At 71.2% G+C, this 26,455-nt stretch carries 24 protein-coding genes and 3 pseudogenes; 15 read left to right on the top strand and 12 right to left on the bottom strand.

The features are described 5' to 3' along the window. Positions 1–150: 150 nt before the first annotated feature. Positions 151–411: pseudogene (locus tag IO33_RS53855) on the top strand (replication initiator); the annotation flags it as partial. Next, complete coding sequence (locus IO33_RS52910; RefSeq protein WP_342448384.1) at positions 404–865, top strand: replication initiator; 462 nt, start codon at positions 404–406, stop codon at positions 863–865. The pseudogene IO33_RS53855 and the gene IO33_RS52910, both read left to right, overlap by 8 nt. Before the next feature lie 93 nt (positions 866–958). Here IO33_RS52910 and IO33_RS0135155 read toward each other — a convergent pair whose 3' ends face one another. Beyond that, positions 959–2,638 carry a recombinase family protein gene (locus IO33_RS0135155; protein ID WP_051927138.1) on the bottom strand — a complete coding sequence of 560 codons (1,680 nt, stop codon included), beginning with the start codon at positions 2,636–2,638 and terminating at the stop codon, positions 959–961. 25 nt (positions 2,639–2,663) lie between these two features. Between IO33_RS0135155 and IO33_RS0135160 the strand changes: the two are divergent. Both IO33_RS0135160 and IO33_RS0135165 read left to right on the top strand, forming a co-directional pair. Next, positions 2,664–3,356 (top strand): annotated as a pseudogene (locus IO33_RS0135160) (potassium channel family protein); the annotation flags it as partial. A 74-nt stretch (positions 3,357–3,430) separates the two neighbouring features. Beyond that, positions 3,431–4,411, top strand: coding sequence for an NAD(P)H-quinone oxidoreductase (locus tag IO33_RS0135165; RefSeq protein WP_031172674.1), 981 nt, complete (start codon positions 3,431–3,433; stop codon positions 4,409–4,411). Positions 4,412–4,548: 137 nt separating this feature from the next. Here IO33_RS0135165 and IO33_RS0135170 read toward each other — a convergent pair whose 3' ends face one another. Beyond that, the gene (locus IO33_RS0135170; protein WP_031172676.1) at positions 4,549–5,274 is read right to left on the bottom strand and encodes a hypothetical protein; all 726 of its coding nucleotides are present in this window, start codon (positions 5,272–5,274) and stop codon (positions 4,549–4,551) included. A gap of 174 nt (positions 5,275–5,448) precedes the next feature. Here IO33_RS0135170 and IO33_RS0135175 point away from each other — a divergent pair, with 174 nt between their 5' ends. After that, positions 5,449–5,994 (top strand): bacterial proteasome activator family protein, encoded by a 546-nt coding sequence (locus IO33_RS0135175; RefSeq protein WP_031172678.1) that lies wholly within the window; start codon positions 5,449–5,451, stop codon positions 5,992–5,994. An 87-nt stretch (positions 5,995–6,081) separates the two neighbouring features. Here IO33_RS0135175 and IO33_RS0135180 read toward each other — a convergent pair whose 3' ends face one another. After that, positions 6,082–7,710: a Stk1 family PASTA domain-containing Ser/Thr kinase gene (locus tag IO33_RS0135180; protein ID WP_031172680.1), complete on the bottom strand. Its 1,629-nt coding sequence runs from the start codon at positions 7,708–7,710 to the stop codon at positions 6,082–6,084. Between the two features lie 343 nt (positions 7,711–8,053). On the opposite strand from IO33_RS0135180, the gene IO33_RS0135185 reads away from it, so the two are divergent. After that, entirely contained in the window at positions 8,054–9,712 is a 1,659-nt protein-coding gene (locus tag IO33_RS0135185) for a protein kinase domain-containing protein (protein WP_031172682.1), read from the top strand. Between the two features lie 101 nt (positions 9,713–9,813). On the opposite strand, the gene IO33_RS0135190 is transcribed toward IO33_RS0135185, so the two are convergent. Further along, positions 9,814–10,857, bottom strand: a complete 1,044-nt coding sequence (locus IO33_RS0135190) for a phosphotransferase (protein ID WP_051927139.1) — start codon at positions 10,855–10,857, stop codon at positions 9,814–9,816. A gap of 92 nt (positions 10,858–10,949) precedes the next feature. Then, entirely contained in the window at positions 10,950–11,156 is a 207-nt protein-coding gene (locus IO33_RS51850) for a hypothetical protein (protein WP_157857959.1), read from the bottom strand. A gap of 304 nt (positions 11,157–11,460) precedes the next feature. On the opposite strand from IO33_RS51850, the gene pdhA reads away from it, so the two are divergent. Genes pdhA through IO33_RS0135205 form a run of 3 tightly spaced genes read left to right on the top strand, consistent with a single transcriptional unit; the run spans position 11,461 to position 15,098 of the window. Next, positions 11,461–12,717, top strand: coding sequence for a pyruvate dehydrogenase (acetyl-transferring) E1 component subunit alpha (gene pdhA / locus IO33_RS0135195; RefSeq protein WP_031172684.1), 1,257 nt, complete (start codon positions 11,461–11,463; stop codon positions 12,715–12,717). A gap of 1 nt (position 12,718) precedes the next feature. Then, positions 12,719–13,696: an alpha-ketoacid dehydrogenase subunit beta gene (locus IO33_RS0135200; protein ID WP_031172686.1), complete on the top strand. Its 978-nt coding sequence runs from the start codon at positions 12,719–12,721 to the stop codon at positions 13,694–13,696. A 10-nt stretch (positions 13,697–13,706) separates the two neighbouring features. Further along, positions 13,707–15,098 carry a dihydrolipoamide acetyltransferase family protein gene (locus IO33_RS0135205; protein WP_031172689.1) on the top strand — a complete coding sequence of 464 codons (1,392 nt, stop codon included), beginning with the start codon at positions 13,707–13,709 and terminating at the stop codon, positions 15,096–15,098. Between the two features lie 122 nt (positions 15,099–15,220). Here IO33_RS0135205 and IO33_RS52915 read toward each other — a convergent pair. Continuing rightward, positions 15,221–15,366, bottom strand: a pseudogene (locus tag IO33_RS52915) (DNA-binding protein); the annotation flags it as partial. A gap of 164 nt (positions 15,367–15,530) precedes the next feature. Here IO33_RS52915 and murJ point away from each other — a divergent pair. The 3 genes from murJ to IO33_RS0135225 all read left to right on the top strand — a co-directional run bounded on the left by murJ (position 15,531) and on the right by IO33_RS0135225 (position 19,006). Continuing rightward, the gene (murJ, locus tag IO33_RS0135215; RefSeq protein WP_107069459.1) at positions 15,531–17,099 is read left to right on the top strand and encodes a murein biosynthesis integral membrane protein MurJ; all 1,569 of its coding nucleotides are present in this window, start codon (positions 15,531–15,533) and stop codon (positions 17,097–17,099) included. A 120-nt stretch (positions 17,100–17,219) separates the two neighbouring features. Continuing rightward, positions 17,220–18,032 carry a hypothetical protein gene (locus IO33_RS44735; RefSeq protein WP_051927146.1) on the top strand — a complete coding sequence of 271 codons (813 nt, stop codon included), beginning with the start codon at positions 17,220–17,222 and terminating at the stop codon, positions 18,030–18,032. Positions 18,033–18,097: 65 nt separating this feature from the next. After that, positions 18,098–19,006, top strand: coding sequence for an alpha/beta fold hydrolase (locus IO33_RS0135225; RefSeq protein WP_051927140.1), 909 nt, complete (start codon positions 18,098–18,100; stop codon positions 19,004–19,006). Positions 19,007–19,021: 15 nt separating this feature from the next. On the opposite strand, the gene IO33_RS0135230 is transcribed toward IO33_RS0135225, so the two are convergent. From IO33_RS0135230 to IO33_RS0135250, 5 genes are all read right to left on the bottom strand, one after another. Then, positions 19,022–19,477: a hypothetical protein gene (locus tag IO33_RS0135230; protein WP_157857960.1), complete on the bottom strand. Its 456-nt coding sequence runs from the start codon at positions 19,475–19,477 to the stop codon at positions 19,022–19,024. Further along, positions 19,474–19,932 (bottom strand): RNA polymerase sigma factor, encoded by a 459-nt coding sequence (locus IO33_RS0135235; protein WP_245235956.1) that lies wholly within the window; start codon positions 19,930–19,932, stop codon positions 19,474–19,476. The genes IO33_RS0135230 and IO33_RS0135235 overlap by 4 nt, the downstream gene beginning before the upstream one ends. A gap of 118 nt (positions 19,933–20,050) precedes the next feature. Continuing rightward, the gene (locus IO33_RS0135240; RefSeq protein ID WP_037686773.1) at positions 20,051–21,031 is read right to left on the bottom strand and encodes a hypothetical protein; all 981 of its coding nucleotides are present in this window, start codon (positions 21,029–21,031) and stop codon (positions 20,051–20,053) included. Then, positions 21,028–21,375, bottom strand: a complete 348-nt coding sequence (locus tag IO33_RS0135245; protein ID WP_031172704.1) for a GntR family transcriptional regulator — start codon at positions 21,373–21,375, stop codon at positions 21,028–21,030. The genes IO33_RS0135240 and IO33_RS0135245 overlap by 4 nt, the downstream gene beginning before the upstream one ends. A gap of 111 nt (positions 21,376–21,486) precedes the next feature. After that, entirely contained in the window at positions 21,487–22,398 is a 912-nt protein-coding gene (locus tag IO33_RS0135250) for a D-alanyl-D-alanine carboxypeptidase family protein (protein ID WP_031172706.1), read from the bottom strand. Between the two features lie 191 nt (positions 22,399–22,589). Here IO33_RS0135250 and IO33_RS0135255 point away from each other — a divergent pair, with 191 nt between their 5' ends. Beyond that, the gene (locus tag IO33_RS0135255) at positions 22,590–23,264 is read left to right on the top strand and encodes a GntR family transcriptional regulator (RefSeq protein ID WP_031172707.1); all 675 of its coding nucleotides are present in this window, start codon (positions 22,590–22,592) and stop codon (positions 23,262–23,264) included. Beyond that, positions 23,261–24,571: an MFS transporter gene (locus IO33_RS0135260; protein ID WP_031172709.1), complete on the top strand. Its 1,311-nt coding sequence runs from the start codon at positions 23,261–23,263 to the stop codon at positions 24,569–24,571. The genes IO33_RS0135255 and IO33_RS0135260 overlap by 4 nt, the downstream gene beginning before the upstream one ends. A 61-nt stretch (positions 24,572–24,632) precedes the next feature. Here the strand turns inward: IO33_RS0135260 and IO33_RS0135265 are convergent, their stop codons facing one another. Then, entirely contained in the window at positions 24,633–25,457 is an 825-nt protein-coding gene (locus tag IO33_RS0135265) for a maleylpyruvate isomerase family mycothiol-dependent enzyme (RefSeq protein WP_031172711.1), read from the bottom strand. A gap of 182 nt (positions 25,458–25,639) precedes the next feature. Here IO33_RS0135265 and IO33_RS0135270 point away from each other — a divergent pair, with 182 nt between their 5' ends. Further along, on the top strand, positions 25,640–26,434 hold the full coding sequence (locus IO33_RS0135270; RefSeq protein WP_031172713.1) for a carbon-nitrogen family hydrolase: 795 nt from the start codon (positions 25,640–25,642) through the stop codon (positions 26,432–26,434). Positions 26,435–26,455 lie beyond the last annotated feature (21 nt).

Here is a 26,455-nt window from a genome sequence, read left to right on the forward strand (position 1 = left end):
AGATGCCTCACTGTCGGCGGGCCTCACCGGAGCGAGCAGCAAGGGAATGTAGTTGGCGATCGGATCGCTGAAGGCAACATCCCGCCGGAGGCCCGGCATTAGTAGGCGACATCCGAGACTCGTGCGATCGGGTGAGGACTGGGCACGGTCATGCCGTGTCCGGCGCACGTCGGGTTGGTCACCCGTGAGCGTGTGCATGCCGTGGTCCGCCTCGACGGACCGACCGGACCCGACGACGAACCCCCGGCCTGGGCAACGGCCGAACTGCTCACAGGCGCCGTATGCGCCTCCGCGCGGCGGGTCATGGGCCGCACCCCCTACAGCCCGGCCGCTGGTGAGCTGAGCCTGCTATGGGGCGCCCAGATCGACGTACGGGCCCTACGGGCCGACGGTGGCGACCCGGATGACGACGCGGTGGCCGCGTACGTGGCCAAGTACGTCACCAAGGGCGCGAGTGACAGGCGCCGGCACCGACTACCCGCTTTCGACCTGGGGCGACATCGAGTCGGTGCCTGTGAGTCAACACGTCCGTGCCCTCATACGGACGTGTTGGCGCCTCGGCGGCCTTCCCGAGTACGCCTGTCTTCGCCTTCGAGACTGGGCGCACACCCTCGGCTACCGGGGCCACATCCTGACCAAATCCCGGGCCTACTCCACCACCTACGCAGCACTCCGCGCTGAGCGGGCCCACCACCTGGGCCACACCGACCTACCGGGTGCGATCACGGAACGGAACTGGCGCTACGTCGGCTCTGGCCACACCCCCGGCGCCGCCCTCATCGCGGCAGGTATCGCGAACGATCTCGTACTCAATCGCGAGATGGCCGCCGAGGACTGGGTGAACCGTGAGGGGAGGTCCGCTTGAGACTTCCCCTGGAAGGAGACGACGACTGGCGACGGGCGAACACGATCCTCGGTCTGCCCATCGCCCCTCGTCCTGCCTGCCGGGTGCCGGAGGCTATTGAGAGCCGTCCTCAGACTCCGCTTCCGGCTGCTTCCCCTTCGACCTCCACACCGGAGTCAGACGCTCGCGTACGGGCCTCCCGCGTCCGACTGCGGGTGCGACCAGTACGGCAACCAACAGGTCCTCGACGTACGCGCGCTGCTCGCTGAGCAACAAGCCGCCCCAAGCCTCTGCGAGATCGACCGGCGCATTCTGCGCTGCGTGTTTGCTCCGCAGGACGCGGTTTCGCTCATTCCTGAGACGGCGCTTCTCGGCTTCGAGTTCTGCAAGCTGTGTGAAGTACGTCTCGGCGGTGATGATCCGGGCCTTGCGAGCCTGTTTCAGATCCTCGATGTCCTCGTCGACCCGCTCCAGCTCCTCTTCCTTGTCCCACGTCGCGACCTCCGGCTCGGCCTGCCGCTTGGCCGCCTCCTCCTGGTGCTTCGCGATCACCATCATGGAGACGGCCTTGTCCGTCTCCGGACCACCGATCTTCGTACCGCCGCAGCCTGACGGGACGCTGCCGCTGCTGGGGCACGTGTAGTAGAAGTAGCCCTCCGGTTTGTTGCGGCTCTTCTCGGCCTTTCGGACCCGAAGCGGCGCGCCGCACCCGTCGCGGTCGCATCTCAGAGTGCCCCGCAAGAGGTACTTACGTGTGTTGTGTCCAAGACCCGGCTCAGGGTTCGCCCCGAGCAGCTCTGTGACGGCCTCCCATTCGTCGACGGAGATCACGGGTTCCCACTGCCCGACGACGGGTTTGCCCTCGGTGTCCAAGACGATCTCGACCCGCTTGTTCTCTGTGCCTGTCACCGGGTCGATGTCGATGACCTGCCGGGAGCGGTAGCCGCAAAGGCGGGGGTTCCTCACCACTGCCTTGAGCCCTGGATGCGACCACTTCCGGCCGGTCGACGTGGTCACTCCAGCCTCATTCAGCTTCCTGATGACGGCGGAGATCGGCTTTCCCGCGAGCAGCCAATGGACGATCCGTCGTAGCCACTCGGCCTCATCCAGGTCGAGAGTGCGCTTGTCCTTCTTCCACCCGAAGGGCCTGACTCCGCCGGTCGGGATGCCGGCCTGTTGCAGCGCACGGTGCTTGCGCGTCACCCGGCGGGCCGTGTCGGCGGACTGCTTGTTGGCGGTAGCGGTGACGATGCGCGCGACCGTGCGTCCGTTGTCGGTCAGGAGATCCAAAGTGCCCGTGATGTCGAGGATGGGACGCTTGAAGTTCTCCACGACCTCGATCGCGTCCTCAAGGTGCCGGTTGTCGCGCGTGAGGCGGTCGATGTCGTAGACGATCAGGCCGTCCAACCGTTCGCCGTTCGGCGCGACGCCTCGCTTCAGGTCTTCGAGTGCGCCCTCGAAGACCGGACGGATCACGCGGTATCCGATCTCTCCGTTCGGTAGACGGACGCGCTTGCGCTTCCACGCGCTCGTGTCGGGCTCCTCGTAGGTGTAGACGTACCGCCCCCCGCGCGACTCGACGAAGGACCGGTTGTCCTTTTCCTGCTCGTCCCGGCTCCGGATGTCCCGCCCTGTCATCGGTCGGAATGCGGCCTTGCCCTCCGTGGTGCCGGTACCGTCGCTCTCACCGGTACCGGGCCCCTCGTCCACTTCGAAGGAGAGCCGGACCAGGCCGGCCCAGTTCTGCCCCTGTAAGTCGCCCCAACGGGCGCGTTGCACAAGGTCGTTGTCCATGGGCCTTAGGGTACTTTCGAGAAAGCGCTGGAGGTCCACCTTGCGTGACCACACCGTCGTCATCGGGTTCGGTACCAAGGGCCGGTCGGCGATCCAGACCGTCTGCGCGACGGGGCTGAAGAGGGATCAGGTGGTCGTGGTCGACCCGAGCGCCAAGGCGGTCGACGCCGCGAACGCCGAGGGCTATGCGGGAGTCATGGGCGACGCGACCCGCAGTGACGTGCTGAAACGGGCCGAGGTGCACAAGGCCCGGCAGATCATCGTCGCCCCGCAGCGCGACGACACCTCCGTCCTCGTCACGCTGACGGCACGGCAGCTCAACCGGAGCGCGAAGATCGTGGCCGCCGTGCGCGAGGAGGAGAACGCGCCGCTGCTCAAGCAGTCCGGGGCCGACGCCGTCATCACCAGCGCCAGCGCGGCCGGCCGGCTGCTCGGCCTCTCCGTGCTCAGCCCCGCCGCCGGCATGGTCATGGAGGACCTGATCCAGCAGGGCAGCGGACTGGACCTCGTGGAACGCCCGGTCGTCCGCAGCGAGGTGGGCAAGCGGGCGCGTGAGACCGACGACCTCGTCCTGAGCGTCGTACGCGGGCACCGGGTGCTCGGTTACGACGACCCGGCCGTCGGCACGCTCCAGCTGACCGACCGGCTCATCACGATCGTCCGTGTCACTCCGGGTGCCCAGACCGGCCCGGGCACCCGGCAGATGTCCCGCGACTGACGGGGCGCCCCGGGCCCCCGGGAGCGAGCGGGTCCGCCTCGAAGACGCCGTCCACGGGGAGTAGCGTCGCGCGCATGCATGCGATCACGATTCCCGAACCTGGTGGTCCTGAGGCGCTGGTGTGGGCGGAGGTCCCCGACCCGGAGCCCGGCGAGGGCGAGGTACTGGTCGAGGTGGTGGCCAGTGCCGTCAACCGTGCCGACATCCTGCAGCGCCAGGGCTTCTACAACCCGCCGCCCGGTGCGTCCCCCTACCCCGGCCTGGAGTGCTCCGGCAGGGTCGCCGCGCTCGGCTCCGGCGTGTCCGGCTGGGCCGTCGGCGACGAGGTGTGCGCGCTGCTCTCGGGCGGCGGCTACGCGGAGAAGGTCGTCGTACCGGCCGGGCAGCTGCTGCCCGTGCCCGACGGGGTCGGCCTCACGCAGGCGGCCGCGCTGCCCGAGGTGGTCTGCACGGTCTGGTCCAACGTGTTCATGATCGCCCACCTGCTGCCCGGCGAGACGCTGCTCGTGCACGGCGGGTCCAGTGGCATCGGCACCATGGCCATCCAGCTCGCCAAGGCCGTCGGGGCCAAGGTCGCGGTGACGGCGGGCACGAAGGAGAAGCTGGAGCGCTGCGCCGAACTGGGCGCGGACATCCTCGTCAACTACCGGGAACAGGACTTCGTCGCCGAGATCAAGCAGGCCACCGGGGGCGCGGGGGCCGATGTGATCCTCGACAACATGGGGGCGAAGTATCTGGACCGCAATGTCCGGGCGCTCGCCGTCAGCGGACGGCTCGCGATCATCGGCATGCAGGGCGGCGTCAAGGGTGAGCTGAACATCGGCATGCTGCTGGGCAAGCGGGCCGCGATCAGCGCGACCTCGCTGCGGGCGCGGCCGCTGACCGAGAAGGCGGCGATCGTGGCGGCGGTGCGGGAGCATGTGTGGCCGTTGCTCGCCGGGGGGCATGTGCGGCCGGTCGTGGACCGTGAGCTGCCGATGCCGGAGGCGGCCGAGGGGCATCGGGTGGTGGAGGAGAGCGGGCACGTCGGCAAGGTGCTGCTGGTGGCCCCCTGAGGCCCTGAGGCCCTGACGCCCCGGCGGCACCACTGCCCGCGGCTGTGCGGGTACGACTGCCCGTAGCTGCGCGGGTACGACTGCCCGAGGCTGTGAGGGTACGGCTGCCCGCCGATGGGTGGGGTACGTCGGTGCCGTCAGCCTCGGCGGAGTCGGAGGGCCAGGAAGGCCAGCCCCAGGCCGAGGCCTATGAGCACCAGACCGCTGCCCAGCGGGAGGAGCTGCAGGACCGGTTCGGTGGCGTTCCCGCTCTGCTGGGCGGCGGCGCTCTGGGCCGGGGTCCGGGCGGGGTCGAGGCCGGCCTGGTCGGGGACGGCCGAGGCCGACGGCGTCACGGTCGGGAGGTCCGCGGTCTCCGGCTCCTCCGGCCGGCCGCTGTCCGGAGCGGGGGTGGTCACGGGATCGTCGTCGCCCTCCTCCGCGGCCGGCGGCCCGTCCGGCCGGCCCGGCCGCAGCCGTCCCTCGCCCGCGCGGCTGCCCGCACGGGACGGCTCGACGGCCACCGGGCGGTACGAGGCGGAGGCGGAATCGGTGGGTATGGGGTCGCGCGAGGCGGTGACGGGACCCTGGTGGCCGTGACGGTGGCCGGGCGGGTCCGGGTGCTCGGCACCGGCCCCGCCCGAGCCTGCGTCCGCCGGCAGCTCCGCGGACGCCGAGCCCGCGGTCTGCCCCGCATGGCCGGGGCGGCCCTCGTCCGCGGGGGCGGCCCGGTGCGGGTGTCCCGGGGCGGCGGACCCGACCGGGGACTCGGCGCCGTACGCGACGGTGGCGTACAGGGGGACGGTGCCGTACGCGGGAAGAGCCGCCGCGAGGACGAGCAGCAGCCGTGCACAGGGGAACGTGATGCGCAGCCATGGAGTCACGTCGGTGACCTCCCGGAGCCCGGATGGCGTGATCGATGGATGACCGACGGAAATAAGCCTCACATTCAATGGCAAACAGGGCATTTCAGAATGCTCCGTTGGGTCTAAACGGTGGATCAGCCCCATGAGGGGGCACCACGGTGATGAGGTGTACGGGTGCGAGAGAATGGCGGCATGGAGATGCCGAGGAACGAACGGTCGCCGGAGAACCCCCAGATCCTCGTCGTGGGCCAGGACGGGATGGCGCTCGGCGGCGGCAACGGGGACGACGACTCCCGCGAGATTCCGGTGACGGAGCAGGTCGAGCAGCCTGCCAAGGTCATGCGGATCGGCAGCATGATCAAGCAGCTCCTGGAGGAGGTGCGCGTGGCTCCGCTGGACGAGGCGAGCCGGGTGAGGCTGAAGGAGATCCATGCCAGCTCCGTGAAGGAGCTGGAGGACGGCCTCGCGCCGGAGCTGGTCGAGGAACTCGAGCGGCTCTCCCTGCCGTTCACGGATGACGCGACCCCGAGCGACGCGGAACTGCGGATCGCGCAGGCCCAGTTGGTGGGCTGGCTGGAAGGCCTCTTCCACGGGATCCAGACGACGCTGTTCGCCCAGCAGATGGCCGCGCGGGCCCAGCTGGAGCAGATGCGCCGCGCGCTCCCGCCGGGTGTGTCCGGTCACGAGGGCGGCGACGACCCCCGCGCAACGGGCCGCTCGGGCGGTCCGTACCTGTAACGGGCGCAGCGACGAGCGACCAGCGACGAGCGGAGCCCGGCACGGAATCGTGCCGGGCTCCGCTCGTCGCGTGTGGGGCGGATGGTGTCAGGCAGGGTTGCCCGTCGAGACGGTCACCTCGATGGTGCCCGGGTCCTTCTGGCTGACATCCGAGCCCTGGGAGGGGAACTGGTTCAGGACCGTGCCGTCGCCCCAGGTGTTGTCGTCCTGCTTGTCGACCTTGATCTTCCAGCCGGCGGCCTGGATGCAGTCCTTCACGGAGTTGATGTCCTTGTACCGGAAGTCGGGCAGCTGGACCTTGTTGGGGTCGTCCCAGGCCTCCGTCGGACTCGTGCACTTCTCCTTGTCGATCACCCGGCTCCTGTCCGGCCCGCGATAGCCGGCCTTCCGGGAGCTGGACGCGGAGGCACTCGCCCCGCCCTTGCCGGCCTGGTCGTCGCTGCCGCTGTTCAGCGTCAGCGCGACGACCAGGGCGACGACCGCGACGAGCGACACGGCGACCGAGCCGATGATCACCGGCTTGTTGCTCTTGCCCCCGCCGGAGCCCGCGGCGGACGGCTGCTGCGCGACCGTGTACGGCGGCGGGGTCGACGCGGCCTGCGGAGCCTGCGGGCCGTAGCCCATCGGAGGCGGCGTCTGGTAGCCGCCCTGCTGCGGGTAGCCGTAGGACGGGGCGGGTGTCTGCGGCGCGCCGTACGGGCCGGGCGTGTACGGCGTCTGGACCGGTCCGGGGGCCGTCGGGGCGCTCTGGCCGACCGGCGGGAACACCGCGGAGCCGACGCCCGCACCACTCTGCGTCGGCGCGGCGCCCGACACGATGCTCGGCGCGGCCGCCTGGAAGGAGCCGGCGACGCGCAGGCACTCGTCCCGCATGGCCTCGGCGGTCGGGAAGCGCTCGTTCGGGTTCTTCTTCAGCGCGCGGGCGACCAGGGCGTCCACCGCCGGCGGCAGGGACCGGTTGATCGACGAAGGAGCCACCGGCTCCTCCTGGACATGCGCGTAGGCGATCGCCAGCGGTGAGTCGGCGTCGAACGGCAGCCGCCCGGTGACCAGCTGGAACAGCATGATGCCGACCGAGTACAGGTCGGAGCGGGCGTCCACGCCACGGCCGAGGGCCTGCTCGGGGGAGAGGTACTGCGGGGTGCCGACGACCATGCCGGTCTGCGTCATCGACGTCACACCGGACTGCATGGCGCGGGCGATGCCGAAGTCCATGACCTTGACCACGCCGCGCTTGGTCACCATCACGTTGCCCGGCTTGATGTCGCGGTGGACCAGCCCCATCTCGTGGCTGATCTCCAGCGCGGCCAGCACGTCCGCGGTGACCTTGAGTGCCTTGTCGGCCGGCATCGCGCCGTACTGCCGGATGTCCTCTTCGAGGGCCGAGCCCAGCGGGCGGCCCTCGACGTACTCCATGACGATGTAGGGCGTCGTCAGACCACCGAGATCGTCCTCGCCGGTGTCGAAGACCGAGACGATGTTGGTGTGCGTGAGCTTGGCCACGGCCTGGGCCTCGCGCCGAAAGCGCTCGCGGAAGGCCTGCTCCCGGCCGAGTTCCGTGTGGAGCGTCTTGATCGCGACCTGGCGGTCGAGCACGGCGTCGTACGCCAGGTGCACCGAGGCCATGCCGCCCTCGCCGAGCAAGTCGCGCAGCTGGTAGCGGCCACCGGCCAGCGCCTGTCCCGCGTACCGCCCGTGTGCGCCGTCCTGGCTCATCTCTCCGCGTCCCCCACTGGCCGCCCGGCGCCTTCGCTCATCGCGCGGGCCTTGATCGAATGTGTCATTCCCGGCCAAGTCTGCCCCAGGGCACTGACACGTCAAGCTCGGTGCCCGTTCCGTGACCGTACGCGCAAGAAGCGTCGCGCAAGCGTTACAGGGGGCGTACGACCAGTGCACAGAATTTGCACGACAGCGCGTGCTACGGGTTTCATGACCGGTCCGGCTCCGGCCGGTCCGGGTTCCGGTTCCGAACCGGTGGCCCGCGCGGAGGCTGTAGCGTGGCCGACGGAGACCGTGACAACACCGCGCGCACCGCGGGCAGAAACGACGGCGAGGACTGATGGCACAGACGCAGCGCGCCCAGGGCCCGTCCGACCCCGAGGCGAGTGGCGGCGGTATGTCGGACGCGCCGGAGTTGTGGGGCAACGGCGGGCTCGTCGGCGACGGCCGGTACCGGCTGACCCACCGGCTGGGCCGGGGCGGCATGGCCGAGGTGTTCGCGGCCGAGGACGTCCGTCTGGGCCGTACCGTCGCGGTGAAGCTGCTGCGCGCCGACCTGGCCGAGGACCCGGTCTCCAAGGCCCGCTTCACGCGCGAGGCGCAGTCCGTCGCCGGCCTGAACCACCACGCGATCGTCGCCGTGTACGACTCCGGCGAGGACTTCGTCGGCGGCCAGTCCGTGCCGTACATCGTGATGGAGCTGGTCGAGGGCCGCACCATCCGCGATCTGCTGCTGAACGCCGAGGCACCGGGTCCCGAGCAGGCCCTGATCATCGTCTCCGGAGTGCTGGAAGCGCTCGCCTACTCGCACCAGCACGGCATCGTGCACCGCGACATCAAGCCCGCCAACGTGATCATCACCGACAGCGGTGCCGTCAAGGTGATGGACTTCGGCATCGCCCGCGCCCTGCACGGCGCCTCGACAACGATGACGCAGACCGGCATGGTCATGGGCACGCCGCAGTACCTCTCCCCGGAGCAGGCGCTCGGCAAGGCCGTGGACCACCGCTCCGACCTGTACGCGACCGGCTGCCTGCTGTACGAACTCCTCGCGCTGCGGCCCCCGTTCACCGGCGAGACCCCGCTGTCGGTGGTCTACCAGCACGTCCAGGACATCCCCACGCCCCCGTCCCAGGTCTCCGACGCCGTGCCGCCGGAGCTGGACGGCCTGGTCATGCGCTCGCTCGCCAAGGAGCCCGACGACCGGTTCCAGACGGCCGAGGAGATGCGCGGCCTGGTCCAGTACGGCCTGCAGATGCTCTACGAGCAGGGTGCTCACACCGGCACCTGGAACACCGGCCCGGTGGAGGCCCACGACGGCCGGCACACCCCGGCGGCCGGTTTCGCGGGCACCACCGCGATGCAGCACCCGGGCGACTTCGGCGCCGGGACCGCGCAGATCCCGCAGCCGATCCTGCCCCAGGGGTACGGCCACGGCGACGACGGCGGCTTCGAGGGGCACGGCAACAAGGGCAGCGGCCGCGGCAAGCTGTGGATCCTCGCCGTCCTCGCGGTCATCGCGATCGCGGCGGGTGTCGCGCTGGCGCTGAAGAGCGCGGGCACCGGCACCGGCACCCACCCCGGTACGGACACCAAGCCGGCGACGACGCACTCGAAGTCCACGAAGGACCACTCGGACTCCCCGACCCCGTCGGACGACAACACCAACCAGCCCACGGACACCGACACCGACACCAGCTCGGACACGAGTTCGGGCGGGGGCGGCTACCCGCCGTCGGACCCGCAGACCTCGCAGTCGCAGTCCACGGGCCCCACCGACGAGCCGTCGGACCCGCAGACCTCCCCGTCGCAGTCCACGGACCCCACCACCGGCGGCACGGACACCGGCACCACCACCGGCGGCACGGACACCGGTACCACCAACGCCGGCACCGACGCGGGCACCACCGACGGCGGCACCACCGTCGGGAACACGGCGGACGGCGGCACCACCGTCGGGAACACGGCGGACGGCGGCGCGGGCGACCCCACCGGTTGAAGGACGCCCACCGCGCCCGTGACCGCGTCACCCTGAGGTGATCCGGGCCGTCGCCGCGGGCGCGGGCATGCCGAGGTGTCCCGGCCCGTGACCGCGGGCGCTCACCGTACGAACGCGTCGCACACCGCGTCGTACTCGCGTGTCCACCACACCGCGAGCGCCGACGCGGCCGGGAACTGGCAGTCCGCGCGCGTGTCGCCCCTTTCGTAGTGCCAGCGCAGCATCCAGAAGTCGTTCAGCCGCTCCCACCACACCCGGTGCACGGCCGCCGTCAGCTCCGCCGGTGTGGCGCCGGCCGCGCGCCGGTACGCGCGCGCGTAGGCGCGTACTTTCGGCAGGTCCAGGGCGCCCGCGGGCCGGACGAAGAAGATCGCGGCGGCACGTACGGCCTCCTCGGCGCGGGGCTGCACGCCGAGCCGGTCCCAGTCGACGATGGCCGCCGGGGCGTCGTCCTTGTAGAGCAGGTTGAACGGGTGGAAGTCGCCGTGCACCCAGCCCACCGAGTCGCCACGCGGCGGCCGCCGGCCCGCGTGCTGCTCCAGCAGCGCCCGCCGTTCCAGCAGCCGGTGCCGGGCGAGCTCGTCGAAGGCGTCGGCGGGGCGGTGCCGCCGTACGTGGGCGAGCAGGTCGTCGATGAGGGCGAAGGTGTCGTCCGGATCGGCGCTCTCCACGGGGTGGGGGCTCGTAGCCGGGCGGGTGCGCCCCTTGGGGGGCATCACGCGCTCCAGACAGGCGTGTACGGCCCCCAGGAGCGCCCCCAGGCGTGCGCTCCCCCGGAGCGTGAGCTGGCCGCCGTGTCGGTGCCTGCCGTCGATCCAGGGGTGCAGGGCGTAGGCATGGCCCCCCACGACGGCGACCGTACGGCCCTCGCGGTGCGCGAGCGGTACGGAGACCGGGACGCCGAGGTCGGCCAGGCGCTGGGTGGCGCGGTGCCGGCGCTCGATGGCGGCCGGGTCCGCGGTGTCGGGGTCGAAGTGGTGCTTGAGGAAATAGCGGCCGCGGGTGGTGCGCAGCCGGTAGCCGCGGTTCAGCAGGCCCTGGTCGACCGGCTCACAGGTGAGGGCGGTACCGGCGGCGTACAGGCGGAGCAGGGCGCTGAGAGGGGGCGCATGGGGTACAAGGGGTGGTACACAAGAGCGCGGCACGCCGCAGATGCTAGGGCACGAAAAGCCGCTGTGAGCTGGGGCTTGTCACAGGCAGTCGCCGATGATCGCTTTCGGTCACGCGGCAGGCTTTATCAGAGAGTTCCGGCACTTCCGCTTTTTTCCGCCTGCATTCGGGCGGCATAAGCGGCGGCCTGGGGATGGCGCCGCATACCGAGTTCCGCGGCGGACTCGACACGCAATTCTTGATCGACTTCTCGGGGAGACGCAAACGTTTGCCGGTCCGCGAGATGAAATACGCTGATTTTTCGTGCTTCGCGCACGGGATCGGTCTCCGACACAAACTCTTCCCGAGAGCTGGGTGTGCGGGATAACGTGCCGGTGCTCCGGCCTTTCGCAAGGCTGTGACCAGCACGCTTCCAGCCTTCTCCGATTTACTTGGAAATCCAAGCAAAATCGCAGGTCAGGTGGGGTTTCACAGAAATGTGGAGCACTGGGTAACGTGATGGTTGCAGGGCGCTCGCCGGGGCACCTGTCACGCCTGTTCCCGGCCGAGTGGCACCCACCCCGTGCCCGGTGGTCGAGACAGGTGAGCCGCACTGGCCTACCGGCAACCCCGGGGGCCGGAACGACGGAGGAGCACACGTGACCGTGGACAGCAGTGCCGCGCGCAAGCCGCGACGCAGCGCCGCAGGCAAGGCCGGCACCACCGGCACCAAGACTGGCACCACCGGGGCGAAGACCGGCAGGGCCGGGACCGCGTCCGGAGCCACCGGCACCAAGCGCACCACGCGCGCCGCCGCGAAGCAGAGCGCCGAGCCGGAGCTCGTGCAGCTGCTGACGCCCGAGGGCAAGCGGGTCAAGAACGCCGAGTACGACGCCTACGTCGCCGGCCTCACCCCCGAAGACCTGCGCGGTCTGTACCGGGACATGGTGCTCACCCGCCGCTTCGACGCCGAGGCCACCGCCCTGCAGCGCCAGGGCGAGCTGGGCCTGTGGGCCTCCCTGCTCGGCCAGGAGGCCGCCCAGATCGGCTCCGGCCGCGCCCTGCGCGACGACGACTACGTCTTCCCGACCTACCGCGAGCACGGCGTCGCCTGGTGCCGCGGGGTCGACCCGACCAACCTGCTCGGCATGTTCCGCGGTGTGAACAACGGCGGCTGGGACCCGAACAGCAACAACTTCCACCTGTACACGATCGTCATCGGCTCCCAGACGCTGCACGCCACCGGCTACGCGATGGGCATCACCAAGGACGGCGCGGACAGCGCGGTGATCGCCTACTTCGGCGACGGCGCCTCCAGCCAGGGCGACGTGGCTGAATCGTTCACCTTCTCCGCGGTCTACAACGCGCCCGTGGTGTTCTTCTGCCAGAACAACCAGTGGGCGATCTCCGAGCCGACCGAGAAGCAGAGCCGCGTGCCGCTCTACCAGCGCGCGCAGGGCTTCGGCTTCCCCGGCGTGCGCGTGGACGGCAACGACGTACTGGCGTGCCTCGCGGTCACCAAGTGGGCGCTGGAGCGCGCCCGCGACGGCGAGGGCCCCACCCTGGTCGAGGCGTACACCTACCGCATGGGCGCCCACACCACCTCCGACGACCCCTCCCGCTACCGGGGTGACGAGGAGCGGCAGTCCTGGGAGGCGAAGGACCCGATCCTGCGCCTTCGCCGCTACCTGGAGGCCTCGAACCACGCGGACGAAGGATTCTTCGCGGAACTCGAGGCCGAGTCCGAGACGTTGGGCAAGCGAGTGCGCGAAGCGGTCCGCGCCATGCCCGACCCGGACCACTTCGCCATCTTCGAGAACGTGTACGCGGACGGGCACGCGCTCGTCGACGAGGAGCGCGCGCAGTTCGCCGCCTACCAGGCGTCGTTCGCGGACGCAGCTGAAGGGGGTCGCTGAGATGGCCGAGAAGATGGCGATGGCGAAGGCCATCAACGAGTCGCTGCGCCGCGCCCTGGAGGAGGACCCCAAGGTCCTGGTCATGGGCGAGGACGTCGGCAAGCTCGGCGGCGTGTTCCGGGTGACGGACGGCCTCCAGAAGGACTTCGGCGAGAGCCGTGTCATCGACACCCCGCTGGCGGAGTCCGGCATCGTCGGCACCGCGATCGGCCTCGCCCTGCGCGGCTACCGCCCGGTGGTCGAGATCCAGTTCGACGGCTTCGTCTTCCCGGCGTACGACCAGATCGTCACCCAGCTCGCGAAGATGCACGCGCGCTCGCTGGGCAAGGTCAAGATGCCCATCGTCGTCCGCATCCCCTACGGCGGCGGCATCGGCGCGGTCGAGCACCACTCGGAGTCCCCCGAGGCGCTGTTCGCGCACGTGGCGGGCCTGAAGGTCGTGTCTCCGTCGAACGCGGCGGACGCGTACTGGATGATGCAGCAGGCCATCCAGAGCGACGACCCGGTGATCTACTTCGAGCCGAAGCGCCGTTACTGGGACAAGGGCGAGGTGGACCTCGAGGCGATCCCGGCCCCGCTCCACAAGGCGCAGGTCGTCCGCGAGGGCACCGATCTGACCCTGGCCGCCTACGGCCCGATGGTGAAGCTCTGCCAGGAGGTCGCGGCCGCCGCGGCCGAGGAGGGCAAGTCCCTGGAGGTCCTGGACCTGCGCTCGGTCTCTCCGCTGGACTTCGACGCCATCCAGGCCTCGGTGGAGAAGACCCGCCGACTGGTCGTGGTCCACGAGGCGCCGGTGTTCCTCGGCTCCGGTGCGGAGATCGCCGCACGGATCACCGAGCGCTGCTTCTACCACCTGGAGGCGCCCGTCCTGCGGGTCGGTGGCTACCACGCCCCGTACCCGCCGGCGCGTCTGGAGGAGGAGTACCTGCCGGACCTGGACCGCGTGCTCGACGCCGTCGACCGCTCGCTGGCGTACTGAGGAGAGGGTCGTGACGACGATGACGGAAGCGTCCGTACGCGAGTTCAAGATGCCGGACGTCGGCGAGGGACTCACCGAGGCCGAGATCCTCAAGTGGTATGTCCAGCCGGGTGACACGGTCACCGACGGCCAGGTGGTGTGCGAGGTCGAGACCGCCAAGGCGGCCGTCGAACTGCCCATCCCCTACGACGGTGTCGTGCGCGCACTGCACTTCCCCGAGGGCACCACGGTCGACGTGGGTACGGCCATCATCGCGGTGGACGTGGCGGGCGGAGCGGCGCCGCCGGTGACGGAACAGCCCGAGGCGCAGCCCGCGCAGCCGGCCGAGGAGGAGCCGAAGGCGCAGGGCCGCCAGCCGGTCCTCGTCGGCTACGGCGTGTCGACCTCCTCCACCAAGCGGCGCCCCCGCAAGGGCCCCGAGGTCACCGTCCCGGCCCCGGCACAGGCGATCCAGGCCGAGCTGAACGGCCACGCGCCGGTCATCGACAAGGCCCGCCCGCTGGCCAAGCCGCCGGTGCGCAAGCTGGCCAAGGACCTCGGCGTCGACCTGGACACGGTCACCCCGTCCGGCCCGGACGGCATCATCACGCGCGAGGACGTCCACGCGGCGGCCACGCCGAAGGCCGCCGAGCCGGTCGCCACCGCCGCCCCGGCCGCCACCGCCCCGGTGACACCGGCGCCGGTCGCCTCCTACGACGGCGCCCGGGAGACCCGCATCCCGGTGAAGGGCGTCCGCAAGGCCACGGCGGCGGCGATGGTCGGCTCGGCGTTCACGGCGCCGCACGTCACGGAGTTCGTGACGGTCGACGTGACCCGCACGATGAAGCTGGTCGAGGAGCTGAAGCAGGACAAGGAGATGCAGGGCCTGCGGGTCAACCCGCTCCTCCTCGTCGCCAAGGCCCTGCTGGTCGCCATCAAGCGCAACCCCGAGATCAACGCGTCCTGGGACGAGGCCAACCAGGAGATCGTGCAGAAGCACTACGTCAACCTGGGCATCGCGGCGGCCACCCCGCGCGGCCTGATCGTGCCGAACATCAAGGACGCGCACGACAAGACGCTGCCGCAGCTGGCCGCCGCACTCGGCGAGCTGGTGTCGACGGCACGGGAGGGCAAGACCTCCCCCGCGGCCATGCAGGGCGGCACCGTCACGATCACCAACGTCGGTGTCTTCGGCGTCGACACCGGCACGCCGATCCTCAACCCCGGCGAGTCGGCGATCCTCGCGATCGGCGCGATCAAGCTCCAGCCGTGGGTCCACAAGGGCAAGGTCAAGCCGCGTCAGGTGACGACGCTGGCGCTGAGCTTCGACCACCGCCTGGTGGACGGCGAACTGGGCTCGAAGGTGCTGGCGGATCTCGCGGCGATCCTGGAACAGCCGAAGCGGTTGATCACCTGGGCGTGACGATCCGGCGCCGACAGCGTCGGAAGCACGAGGGGACGGCCGCAACATGGACTTGCGGCCGCCCCCTCTTCTTCGGGGTCCGGCTCTCAGCTCCGGTGGAGCACGTACACCGGCGCCACGCACAGCTGTGAATTGTGGGCCTCCAGCCGGACGATGGCCTCGGCGACCTGGTCCGGCATGGCGTAGGCGACGGGGGCGCCCGGTTCGGCGGATGCACCTCGGCCTCTTCGAGAGAGTAGGAACCCTCCCGCTGAACCGTCTCGATCACCGAGAACTCCGGACATCGCCGCTCGGGGTCCCTTCGCCGGTCCCCTGGCGGGCGGGCACGCCTCTCAACTGCCGTAGATTTACCGCATGGTAACGGGGGAGAAGACCGCAGCCCGGCATGCGAAACCCAAGGCGACGGCGGGGGTGGGGCGCGCCTCTGCGCTCATGGCCGCCGGCACTGTCGTCTCGCGGGCCAGCGGTCTGATCCGGCAGGTGCTGCAGGGGGCCGCGCTCGGGACCGGGCTGCTCGCCACCACGTACAACACGGCCAACACCGTGCCGACCAGCCTGTACACCCTGTTGATCGGCGGCGCGCTGAACGCCGTGCTGGTGCCGCAGCTGGTGCGGGCCCGGGCGACGCATGCCGATGGCGGGCGGGCGTACGAACAGCGGCTGGTGACGCTCGTCGTCAGCGTGCTGGCCGTCGGGACGCTGCTCGCCGTGTGGGCAGCGCCGGAGATCGTGAGCCTGTACATCAGGGATACGCCCAAGGAGCACGCGGCGTTCCGGCTGACCGTCGTCTTCGCCAGGTTCCTGCTTCCACAGATCTTCTTCTACGGGCTGTTCGCGATCCTCGGCCAAGTGCTGAACGCACGGGAGAAGTTCGGCGCCATGATGTGGACGCCCGTGCTCAACAACGTCGTCCTCGTCTCCATGTTCGGCGTCTATCTCGGGATGATGACCGTCCCCCACTCCGTCGCCGACGTCACGGACGCCCAGGTCCGCTGGCTCGGTGTCGGTACGACCCTCGGGATCGCCGTGCAGGCCCTGGCCCTCGTTCCCTTCGCGCGTGCCGCCGGTTTCCGGTTCCGGCCGCGGTTCGACTGGCGTGGCGCGGGGCTCGGATCCGGGGTCCACGCTGCCAAGTGGACGCTGCTGTTCGTGCTGACCAACCTGGTCGGGCTCACCGTCGTCACCAACTTCGCCACGGCCGCCGACACACGACTGCCGAACGCGGGCGTCGGCTACACGGCGTACAGCACCGCGCAGACGATCTGGATGCTGCCCCAGTCGATCGTCACCGTCTCCCTGGTCACGGCGCTGCTGCCGCGTATGAGCAAGGCGGTGGCCGAAGGGCGGATCGGTGATCTGCGTGCCGATCTGTCCCGGGCGCTGCGGGTCAGCGGGGTCGTCATCGTCCCTGCCGCCTTCCTCTTCACCGCGCTCGGGCCGGACATCGCCACCCTCCTGTTCGCCCACGGTGCCGCCGATCCCGCCAGCGCCGCGCCGCTCGGCCATATGCTCCAGGCCTTCGGGCTCGGGCTGATCCCGTTCTCGGCGCAGTACCTGCTGCTGCGCGGTTTCTACGCCTTCGAGGACACCCGTACGCCGTTCTTCATGGCCGTGTGGACCCAGGCGGTGAACATCGCGCTCGCCACCGCCTGCCATCTGCTGCTGCCGGTGCGATGGGCGGTCACCGGCATGGCCGGTGCCTACAGCGTCTCCTACGTCGCCGGACTCGTCCTCACCGCCCGCCTGCTGGCCCGCCGCACCGGTGGCCGGCTCGACGACGGCACCCTGCGCCGCACCTACGCCAAGCTGCTGTGCGCCGGAGGCGTCGGCGCCCTGGCCGGCTGGGCGGCGGCACGGGGCTGTGCTGGTGTGCTGGGGGACGGCACGGCGGGGGCGGTCCTGACGACCGTCGCCGGCACGCTCGCACTGGGTCTCGGCTATCTGGTGGTGGGCAAGGCGCTGAAGGTCGGTGAGCTCCGGCGGATTCCCGGGCTCCGCTGACGGCGGGCGCTTCGACTCCACTCCTGGCGACCGCCCCTGACCTTCCATCAGGGACGCGTGAGGGTTCGGTCGGGGACGTCACGGATGGTGGTGGAGTGGCCGCGGCGGCACGCTGGTGACATGACGAAATCCGCTGCCGCTCGCCCTGGTTCCTCTCCCGTCCGCCGTGCCGCTGCCGTCGCGGGCGCCGCCGTCCTCGCCGGTACGGCGGCGGTGTGCGCGCCAGGTGTCGCCTACTCCGCGCCGGGTGTCGCCCACCCCGCGCCGCGTGTCACCGCCGCCACGGCGACCGATTTCGGTGACTGCCCGACCCTGCCCGGCGGCGTCGACCCGAGCCGGTGGAGATGCGAAGTGCACACGGCCGCCCCGCGGTTGACCCTGGGCGGCGTCACGGTGAGCCTCGCCCCGATCACCATGACGCACGCCGAAGGCCCGATGCCGGACGGCAGCGACGGGCAGGTGTGGGGCGCGATGCACAGCTCGCCCACCGCCCTGCCGGGAGGACTGACCGGCACTCCCGCAGGCGATCGCACGGCCGTCCTGGGGCTGGCGATAGCGCCGGAGTACGGCGGCCGGTCCGACTTCTACACCGGACGGTTCAGCCTCCGGTTCCGGCTCCTCGGCCCGCTGGTGCCGCACGGCTGCACCATCGGGGCGGGCGATCCCGTCGACTTTCAGCTGAAGCGCTCAGGTCCGTCCCGGTGGGTCTCCCAGGACCCTCCGGTGATCGAGTTCTCGGCGTACGACGACACGTTCGCGGCCCCGGCCGCCGGACACTGCGGGCCGCTCACCGCAGCCCTGAACCGGCGACTCGGTCTGCCGGCCGCCCAGGGGAACCGGCTGTCGTACGACGCCTCGTACACCTTCAAGACCTACGACCAGCTCCCCGCCGACCACGACAAGGAACAGAAAGGGGGGAACCTTTCGCGCTGACCCGTACTCCTGACCCGGCAGCGCGGGCCCGACGGGGGACCGCACCGGCCCGAGAGGGATCACGGATGGCACCGCACAGCGAACGTCCGCTGCCGAACGACGGGCGTGCCGAGCACCGTTGGCCGACCGTCCGCGGCATCCGGCTGCATCTCGCCGAGTACGCCGGCACCGGCACGCCGCTGCTGATGCTGCACGGCTTCCCGCAGCACTGGTACGCGTGGCACAAGGTCGCCGGGCAGCTGTCCGACGGGTACCGGCTGCTCTGCCCGGACCTGCGCGGCTTCGGCTGGTCGCAGAGCACACGGCGCGGATACGACATGGACGGCCTGGCGGACGACGCACTCGCACTGCTCGACGCGCTCGGGCTGGAGCGGGTCGGGCTGGTCGGGCACGACTGGGGAGCGCATCTCGGGTTCCGGCTGTGCCTGCGCGCGCCGGAGCGCTTCACCGGTTATCTCGCGCTCAACATGTCCCACCCGTGGCCCCGGCACCGCGCGGTGCTGCCGAACCTGTGGCGGCTGTGGTTCACCGCGTTCGTCGAGTACCCGGTGCTGGGGCGGGCCGTGCTGCGGCACTGGCCCGGCTTCACCCGCTTCCTGCTGCGCCACCAGGTCGCCGACCCGGCGGCCGTGTGGACGGACGCGGAGATCACCGAGTACGTCGGGGCCACCTCGTGCAGCGCAGCCGCCGTCCAGTCCCTGTTCTGGCAGTACGTCCTGCACGAGATACCGGCGCTGGTGCGGGGCACCGCGCGGCGGCAGCGGCTGACCGTGCCGACGCTGCTGCTCGGCGGTGCGCGGGACAACGTCGTCGTGCCGTCGATGCTGGCGGGCGCCGAGCCGTACGCCGACGCGCTGCGGGTGCGGCTGGTGCCGGGGGCCGGTCACTATCTGCCGCAGGAGCGTCCGGAGCAGGTGGTGGAGGCGATCCGTGAGCTGTTCACCCCATTCGATCCGGACACACAGGAGGTCTGACGTGGCGCAGGAGGTCTAGCGCAGTGCCGCCCGCTCGGCGAGCCGGTCGATGAACGCCCGTCCGCGCCGTTCGCCGAGCAGCCGGCCGTAGAGCCACTGGGCGGGTCGCAGGACGGTGGGGCGGGTGGCGCCGAGGACGGCGAAGCGGGTGCCGTCCGCCTCCGGGGTGGCCGCCATGCCGCCGACGACGAGGCGGGACTGCATCAGGCACCAGCCGGGCGCGAGCCGGACCTCGAAGGGCTCCGTCAGGCCCGAGCGGCCCACGGCCAGCGCCGGTGTGCGGTCCGTGTCGCCGGGCGGCACCCGGAACTCACGCAGAAACGGCAGCAGGTGCGGCAGTTCGGCCTCCAGGTCCGCGGCCACCGCCCACACCCGGCCGTAGGGCAGCGGCAGATGCTCCTCGGCGTACAGGCCGGCGTGCAGCCCTGCGGCCAGCACCCGCAGCCGCAGTACCGGATCGGAGGAACTCATCGTGACCACGCCTTCCGGAAGGAGGAACGGGCCCGGCTCAGCCGGGACTTGACGGTACCCTGGGGTACGCCCAGCAGACCGGCGACGGTGGCCTCGTCCAGGCCCTCCAGCTCGCGCAGGACCAGAACCGCGCGGTGCCGGACCGGCAGCCGTGCCAGGACGTCCCGGACGTCGGCCGGCAGTTCCCCGTGGGCGTCCGCGCGCAGTCCGCCGAGCCGGGCCAGGTCGGCGGGGTCGGCCGGTTCCTCGGCCGGGGCGCGGCGGGCGACCCGTACCGCCTCGCGCACGGTGGCCGTACGCACCCAGCCGTAGAAGGCCTGCGGATCGCGGAGCGTGCGCAGGCCCTTGAAGACGGCGAGCAGCGACTCCTGGACGGCGTCGGCCACATCGTGCGGCGCGATCGGGCGGCACAGCCGGGTCACGTACGGCGTCACCAGTGTGAGCAGTTCGTCCATGGCCAGGGCGTCCCCGTCCTGCGCGGCCCGCACCAGCACGGCGGCCGCGTCCCAGGGGGCTGCCCGGCCGCCGTCCTCCCCCTGGTCCCCCTGGATGTCCTGGCGGTCCATGCCCGGATCAGGCCCTCCGGAGCAGCGCGTTCAGCAGGGACGCGCCCCGTTCGGCGTCGTCCACGCTGACCGCGAAGTCCGTGCGGCGGCCCCGGGGGCGTATGACCAGGCAGTCGCCTGCGCGGAGCATGACCGTCGTGCCGAGGCCGCTGAGGCGGTAGCCCCAGCCGCCGACCTGGGACGGCAGCCGGTGCTCGGCGCGGGCGGACTCGATGGCGGCCGGGGACCAGCGGCGGACGGGCCAGCCGAGCGGGCCGAACGACACCTCCAGACCCGCCTCCGACACCTTCGCCTGGGCCGAGGAGAAGACGGCGCCGGCGAGGGCGGTGACGCCGCAGGCCGCGCACACCAGCCGCAGGGCGACGGAGCCGGACAGGCCGACGGCCAGCGCCACCAGGGCGCCGACGGCGACCAGGCCGGTCAGCGCGGCCGTCAGCTGCAACCAGGGGTTGGCCGCACGGGAGAACCACACCAGCCGCTCGCCCTCGGGCAGGTTCAGTTCCGGGGCGGCGGTGACCGGTGTGGGGGTGGGCCGGGTGCTCCAGCGCCAGGCCACCACGCCGGCGATCACCGCCGGCACCAGGATCAGCACGATGTCCAGGGCGGGTTCGCGGGCCTCGTGCCAGTCGGTGCGGCCGAGGTTGGCGCGGACGATGGACGCCTGCGCGCCGACGAGCAATGTCGCCAGGGGCGCCAGCGCGATCAGCCGCCAGGGTCGTACGGCCGGCCAGGAGCGGCGCCGGCGCACGCTCACGGCGATGGCGATCAGCAGCCAGACGCCGGCCGGGAAGAGGGAGGCCGCCCACAGCGGCGCCGAGCCGTCGGGGGTGTCGCCGCCGCTCCAGTGGGTGGCCAGTCGGTCGGGCAGCCGGTCGTGCGCGGCCCAGGGGAGGGCCACGAGCAGGGCGGCGACGGCCACCGCGCATCCCGCGCCGCCCCAGCGCGCGGCGCGGGTCCGGCCGCCTTTCGGATCGTGCCCGTTCGTCATGTCGTCCCCCGGATCATCTCGATGAGGTCGGTGCGGCTGTAGCCGAGCCGGGATGCCTCCGCGATCAGCTCCCGCACCCTGATCTGCAGTCCGGAGCGTTTGTCCGCCCCCTCGGCGACGGTGATCCCGCGGCCCCGGCGGAACTCCAGCAGGCCCTCGTCCCGCAGTTCGCGCAGGCCGCGCAGGACGGTGTTGACATTGATGTCCAGCGCGGTGGAGAGGTCGCGGGCCGAGGGCAGCCGGTCACCGGCGCGGCACTCGCCCTCGGCGACGGCCCGCCGGATCGCCGCCGCGACCTGCTCGTGCAGGGGGCGGGTGTCGTTCTTGTCCAGACGCAGCAGCATGGTGCTAATGAAGCTAGCACTATCAGCTTCATCGTGCATCCGGCGGGGTCTTCCGGGCAGCAGAACGGGCCCGTCGCTCGCGCGACGGGCCCGTCAGTGCCTGGTGGCGGGTCAGCCCAGCTTGGCGAAGCTGTAGTTGAGGAGCTTCGTGGCGTCCGCCGCGCGCTGTGCGTACGAGGTGGAGGCCAGGACCGTGCCGATGACCGTCTTGCCGTTACGGGTGGCGGCGAAGACGAGGCAGGCACCCGCCTCGGGGCCGGAGCCGGTCTTCACGCCGATGGCGCCGCTGTAGCTGGAGAGCAGCGTGTTGGTGTTGGTCCACGTGCCCATCGTGCGGGTGCTGCCCGTCTTGGTGATCGTCTTGGCGGTGTACGCCTTCGTCTTGACGATCGTGCGGAACGTGGAGTTCTTCATCGCGCTGCTGGCGATCTTCGTCAGGTCGCGCGGTGTCGAGTAGTTGCTGCCGTTGCCGATGCCGTCGAAGGAGTCGAAGTGCGTGTTCGTCAGGCCCAGGCTCTTCGCGGCGGCGTTCATCTTGCCGATGAAGTTGCTGACGCGCGCGGCACGGGTGGAGCCCGAACCGTAGGTGTCGGCGAGCGCGTAGGCGGCGTCGCAGCCGGACGGCAGCATCAGGCCGTACAGCAGCTGGCGGACGGTGACCTTGTCGCCGACGATCAGGTGGGCCAGCGAGGCCTGGTTCTTTACGACGTAGTCGCTGTACGCCTGCTGGATCGTCACCTTCTTGTCGAGGTTGAGGTTCGACTGCGCGAGCACGACCTTGGCGGTCATGATCTTGGTGGTGGAGCCGGTGGAGCGGCGGGTGTCCGCCGTCTTGGTGTACAGCGTCGAACCGCTCGCGTTGTTCATCACGTAGCCGCCCTTGGCCACGATCGAGGGCGTCGTGACCGCCTGAGCGGGCGCCGCGGTGAGGGCACCGGCCGCGAGCAGTGCGCCGGAGGTGACGGCGACGGCGGCGGCTCTGCGAAGACGTGTGGCGTGTGTGCCCTTGATGCCGGTAATCAAAGTAAAATACCCCGATTGTCGTGAATGCCCCTGGAGTGCGGCCCAGTTGAGGTGGCGGGAGCAGGGAGCCGCACGTGTGAGACACGTAAGTAGCACAGAAAGTTGTGCCGTCGCTGCGCGGGGCCCCCGTTTCACGTCCGGATGCTGGACGTCGCCGCCGTATGCGTACGTGTTGTATCTATCCTGTGGGCATGCAGACGGCCGTACAGCAGCCCACACGCCGGCACGACAAGCCGCCACCCGCCGCCGACCGCGTGTACGCCCACGTCAAGCAGGGTGTCCTCGACCGTCGCTACGAGGGCGGGACCCTGCTCACCGAGGGCGAGCTGGCCGAGGCCGTCGGGGTCTCCCGCACGCCCGTGCGGGAGGCGCTGCTGCGGCTGGAGGCCGAGGGCCTGATCCGGCTCTACCCGAAGAAGGGCGCCCTGGTGCTGCCCGTCTCGGCGCAGGAGATCGCCGACGTGGTGGAGACCCGCCAGCTGGTCGAGGAGCACGCCGCCCGCAAGGCCGTACCCGCCCCGCCCGGTCTGCTGCAGCGGCTGACCGAGCTGCTGGAGCTGCAGAAGACGCAGGCCGCCGCAGGTGACCTGGCCGCGGCCGCGGTGACCGACCGCTGCTTCCACGCCGAGATCGTGCGCAGCGGCGGCAACGAGATCCTGTCCCGCCTCTACGACCAGCTGCGCGACCGCCAGCTGCGGATGGGCGTCGCCGTCATGCACTCCCACCCCGACCGGATCGCCAAGACGCTCGCCGAGCACGAGGAGATCCTGGCCGCGCTGCGCGCCGGGGACGCGGAGGCGGCCGTCGAGGTCGTGCATCGGCATGTGAGCTGGTTCGAGCACCTCGCCCGGGGTGAGGTGCGATGAGCGGCCCGTCGAGGAACGTCACTCTTCCGGGTGATCCGCCGGGCGGCCGGCGCGCCGTCACCGTGTGGTGCACGGGCGTCGCCGTCTACTTCGTCGCCGTCATCTTCCGTACGTCCCTGGGCGTGGCCGGACTCGACGCGGCCGACCGCTTCCATGTGGGCGCCTCCGCCCTGTCGACGTTCTCCATCCTGCAGCTGCTGGTCTATGCCGGCATGCAGATACCCGTCGGCCTGCTGGTCGACCGGCTCGGCACCAAGAAGGTGCTCAGCATCGGCGCCGTACTGTTCACGGCCGGACAGCTCGGCTTCGCCTTCTCCCCCTCGTACGGCACCGCCCTCGCCGCCCGCGCCCTGCTCGGCTGCGGTGACGCGATGACCTTCATCAGCGTGCTGCGGCTCGGCAGCCGCTGGTTCCCGGCCCGGCGCGGCCCGCTGGTCGCGCAGCTCGCCGGGCTGGTCGGCATGGCGGGCAACCTGGTCTCCACGCTGGTCCTCGCCCGGCTGCTGCACGGCATCGGGTGGACCCCGGCGTTCGCCGGCAGCGCGCTCGCCGGTGTCGTCGTCCTCGTCCTGACCCTGCTGTTCCTCAAGGACCACCCCGACGGGCACGAGCCCGAGCCGTCGCCGCACCAGGGCGCGGCCTACGTCCGCCGGCAGATCGCCGCGGCCTGGCGGGAGCCCGGCACGCGTCTCGGGCTGTGGGTGCACTTCACCACCCAGTTCCCGGCGATGGTGTTCCTGCTGCTGTGGGGCCTGCCGTTCCTGGTCCAGGCACAGGGGCTCAGCCGCACCACGGCGGGTGAGCTGCTCACCCTGGTCGTGCTGTCCAACATGGTGATCGGGCTCGTCTACGGCCAGATCGTCGCCCGGCACCACGCGGCCCGGCTGCCGCTGGCGCTGGGCACGGTCGGGACGACCGCGCTGCTGTGGGCGACGACGCTGCTGTACCCGGGCGAGCACGCGCCCATGTGGCTGCTGGTCGTGCTGTGCACGGTGCTGGGCGCCTGCGGGCCGGCCTCCATGATCGGATTCGACTTCGCGCGGCCGGCCAACCCGCCCGAGCGACAGGGCACGGCGTCGGGCATCACCAACATGGGTGGGTTCATCGCCTCGATGACGACGCTGTTCGCGGTCGGGGTGCTGTTGGACGCCACCGGGGACGACTACGCCGTGGCGTTCAGCGCGGTGTTCGTGCTGCAGGCACTCGGGGTCTCGCAGATTCTGCGGCTGCGGGGGCGGGCCGCGCGGCGGGAGCGGGAGCGGTTGGTGGCGAGCCGGGTGGAGACGGTGCACGTCCCCGCGGCGTAGCCGCGTCCTCCCCGCGCGGTGCTCCGCCGGCGGCGCTGCGCCCGTGCTCCTGCCGTCAGGGCTACGGCGTCACCGCGAAGTTGCGCAGGATCGCCGCCACCAGGTCCGGGTCGCCCTCCGTCTTCACACGGTCCGCCACCGCCTCCGGGGCGACTCGGCCGCAGGCGAGGCGGACGTACGTCTCCCAGTCGAGGGTGAGGGTGGCGGCCGGGCCGAGGGCCGGGGTGGTCTCCAGGGTGCCGCGGCCCTGGATGTCGACGCGGATCGTGCGCAGGAACTCCACCGGGCCGTGCACGTCGAACACGATCGCCGAGCTGCGCGGCGCGTCCGCGTCCTTCGCGACGACCTTCGGCAGCGCCTCCAGCAGGACGTCCCGCGCCACGGCCGCACCGGGCGAGTCCAGGTTGCCGGGCCGGCCGAGGGCCGTGCGCAGGTCCTGCTCGTGCACCCACACGTCGAACGCCCGGGTGCGGTAGGCCTGCTCCAGCGTGATCTCCGAGCTCAGCGGGCCGCGCACCGTGGTGCCGGGGTCGCGGGACTCGCCCCGCAGCTGGCGGTTGCGGCGGATGACCGTGTACTCCAGCTCGGCCGTCATCTCCGGCGCCGTGTGGTGGCGGCGGACGTCGACCTGGACCTCCATGTACCGCTGGTGCTCGGTGGTGACGTGGAAGAGGTCACGGGGCAGCGAGTGGATGGGACGCGGGTCGCCGAGCATCTCGCAGTCCAGGCCGATCACATGGGACACGAGGTCCCGCACGGACCAGCCCGGGCACGGGGTCCGCCGGTTCCACTCGCCTTCCGCGAGCGACTGGACCATCTCGGATATCGCGTCGATGGAGTGGGTCCAGGCGTCGGCGTAGGGCTGGAGGGTGGGATGCAGACTCACGGAACGGGACCCCTCGGCGGTCGGTACACGGGCAGGTTGTGGCGGCGTTGCCAGCGGGCGGCGGCTGCACTTCGGTGGGTGTCTGGGACGCTAAGTTACGCTGCTTGCAGGCACCCCGGCAGTGCTTTCGTGTGACGATCGTAGGCCTGTATGGACGACTCGAATGCCAGGACGGTGGTAGTGTGCGCGCCTCGCTGATCCAGATCGCCGTGAACGAGGACGAATCGGTCGACTCCCGGCGGCAGCGGGTGGCCGCCCTGGTGCGGGAGCAGGCCGGCGCCGACCTCGTGGTCCTGCCCGAGCTGTGGACCACCGGTGCCTTCGCCTACGAGGAGTTCGGCCGGGAGGCCGAGCCGCTCGAAGGGCCGACGTACGAGACGATGGCCAAGGCGGCGAGCGACGCGGGCGTGTGGCTGCACGCCGGCTCCATCCCCGAACGGGACCCCGACGGCCCCCTCTACAACACCTCTCTCGTCTTCTCCCCCTCCGGTGAACTGGCTGCCGCCTACCGCAAGATCCACCGCTTCGGCTTCGACAAGGGTGAGGCCGTGCTGATGGGCGCCGGGCGGGACCTGGTGACGGTCCGGCTGCCCGGGACCACGCTCGGCGTGGCCACCTGCTACGACCTCCGTTTCCCCGAACTCTTCCGCGGACTCGTCGACGCCGGCGCCGAGACGCTGGTGATCCCGGCGGGCTGGCCCGAGCGGCGACGCGCGCACTGGACGCTGCTGGCTCAGGCGCGGGCGGTGGAGAACCAGGCGTTCGTGCTCGCGTGTGGAACGGCCGGGACCCATGCGGGAGTTCCGCAGGCGGGTCACTCGATCGTGGTGGATCCGTGGGGCGAGGTGCTCGCCGAGGCGGGCCCGGACGAGGAGGTCCTCACGGTCGACTTCGACCCGGCGAAGGTGGCGGCCACCCGCGAGCAGTTCCCGGCCCTGAAGGACCGGGTCCTGGGCCTCGAACCCCCACGCCGCTGAGCGGACTTCAAGCCGCGGACG

Source organism: Streptomyces durhamensis (assembly GCF_000725475.1).
In the GTDB taxonomy this organism is placed as follows: Bacteria; Actinomycetota; Actinomycetes; order Streptomycetales; family Streptomycetaceae; genus Streptomyces; species Streptomyces filipinensis.

Excerpts from the sequence above, each read along its gene's own strand:
- IO33_RS52910 (WP_342448384.1), top strand. The coding sequence starts at position 404 with ATGACGACGCGGTGGCCGCGTACGTGGCCAAGTACGTCACCAAGGGCG.
- IO33_RS0135155 (WP_051927138.1), bottom strand. The coding sequence starts at position 2,638 with ATGGACAACGACCTTGTGCAACGCGCCCGTTGGGGCGACTTACAGGGG.
- IO33_RS0135165 (WP_031172674.1), top strand. The coding sequence starts at position 3,431 with ATGCATGCGATCACGATTCCCGAACCTGGTGGTCCTGAGGCGCTGGTG.
- IO33_RS0135175 (WP_031172678.1), top strand. The coding sequence starts at position 5,449 with ATGGAGATGCCGAGGAACGAACGGTCGCCGGAGAACCCCCAGATCCTC.
- IO33_RS0135180 (WP_031172680.1), bottom strand. The coding sequence starts at position 7,710 with ATGAGCCAGGACGGCGCACACGGGCGGTACGCGGGACAGGCGCTGGCC.
- IO33_RS0135185 (WP_031172682.1), top strand. The coding sequence starts at position 8,054 with ATGGCACAGACGCAGCGCGCCCAGGGCCCGTCCGACCCCGAGGCGAGT.
- IO33_RS0135200 (WP_031172686.1), top strand. The coding sequence starts at position 12,719 with ATGGCCGAGAAGATGGCGATGGCGAAGGCCATCAACGAGTCGCTGCGC.
- murJ (WP_107069459.1), top strand. The coding sequence starts at position 15,531 with ATGGCCGCCGGCACTGTCGTCTCGCGGGCCAGCGGTCTGATCCGGCAG.
- IO33_RS44735 (WP_051927146.1), top strand. The coding sequence starts at position 17,220 with ATGACGAAATCCGCTGCCGCTCGCCCTGGTTCCTCTCCCGTCCGCCGT.
- IO33_RS0135225 (WP_051927140.1), top strand. The coding sequence starts at position 18,098 with ATGGCACCGCACAGCGAACGTCCGCTGCCGAACGACGGGCGTGCCGAG.
- IO33_RS0135230 (WP_157857960.1), bottom strand. The coding sequence starts at position 19,477 with ATGAGTTCCTCCGATCCGGTACTGCGGCTGCGGGTGCTGGCCGCAGGG.
- IO33_RS0135235 (WP_245235956.1), bottom strand. The coding sequence starts at position 19,932 with ATGGACGAACTGCTCACACTGGTGACGCCGTACGTGACCCGGCTGTGC.
- IO33_RS0135240 (WP_037686773.1), bottom strand. The coding sequence starts at position 21,031 with ATGACGAACGGGCACGATCCGAAAGGCGGCCGGACCCGCGCCGCGCGC.
- IO33_RS0135245 (WP_031172704.1), bottom strand. The coding sequence starts at position 21,375 with ATGCTGCTGCGTCTGGACAAGAACGACACCCGCCCCCTGCACGAGCAG.
- IO33_RS0135255 (WP_031172707.1), top strand. The coding sequence starts at position 22,590 with ATGCAGACGGCCGTACAGCAGCCCACACGCCGGCACGACAAGCCGCCA.
- IO33_RS0135260 (WP_031172709.1), top strand. The coding sequence starts at position 23,261 with ATGAGCGGCCCGTCGAGGAACGTCACTCTTCCGGGTGATCCGCCGGGC.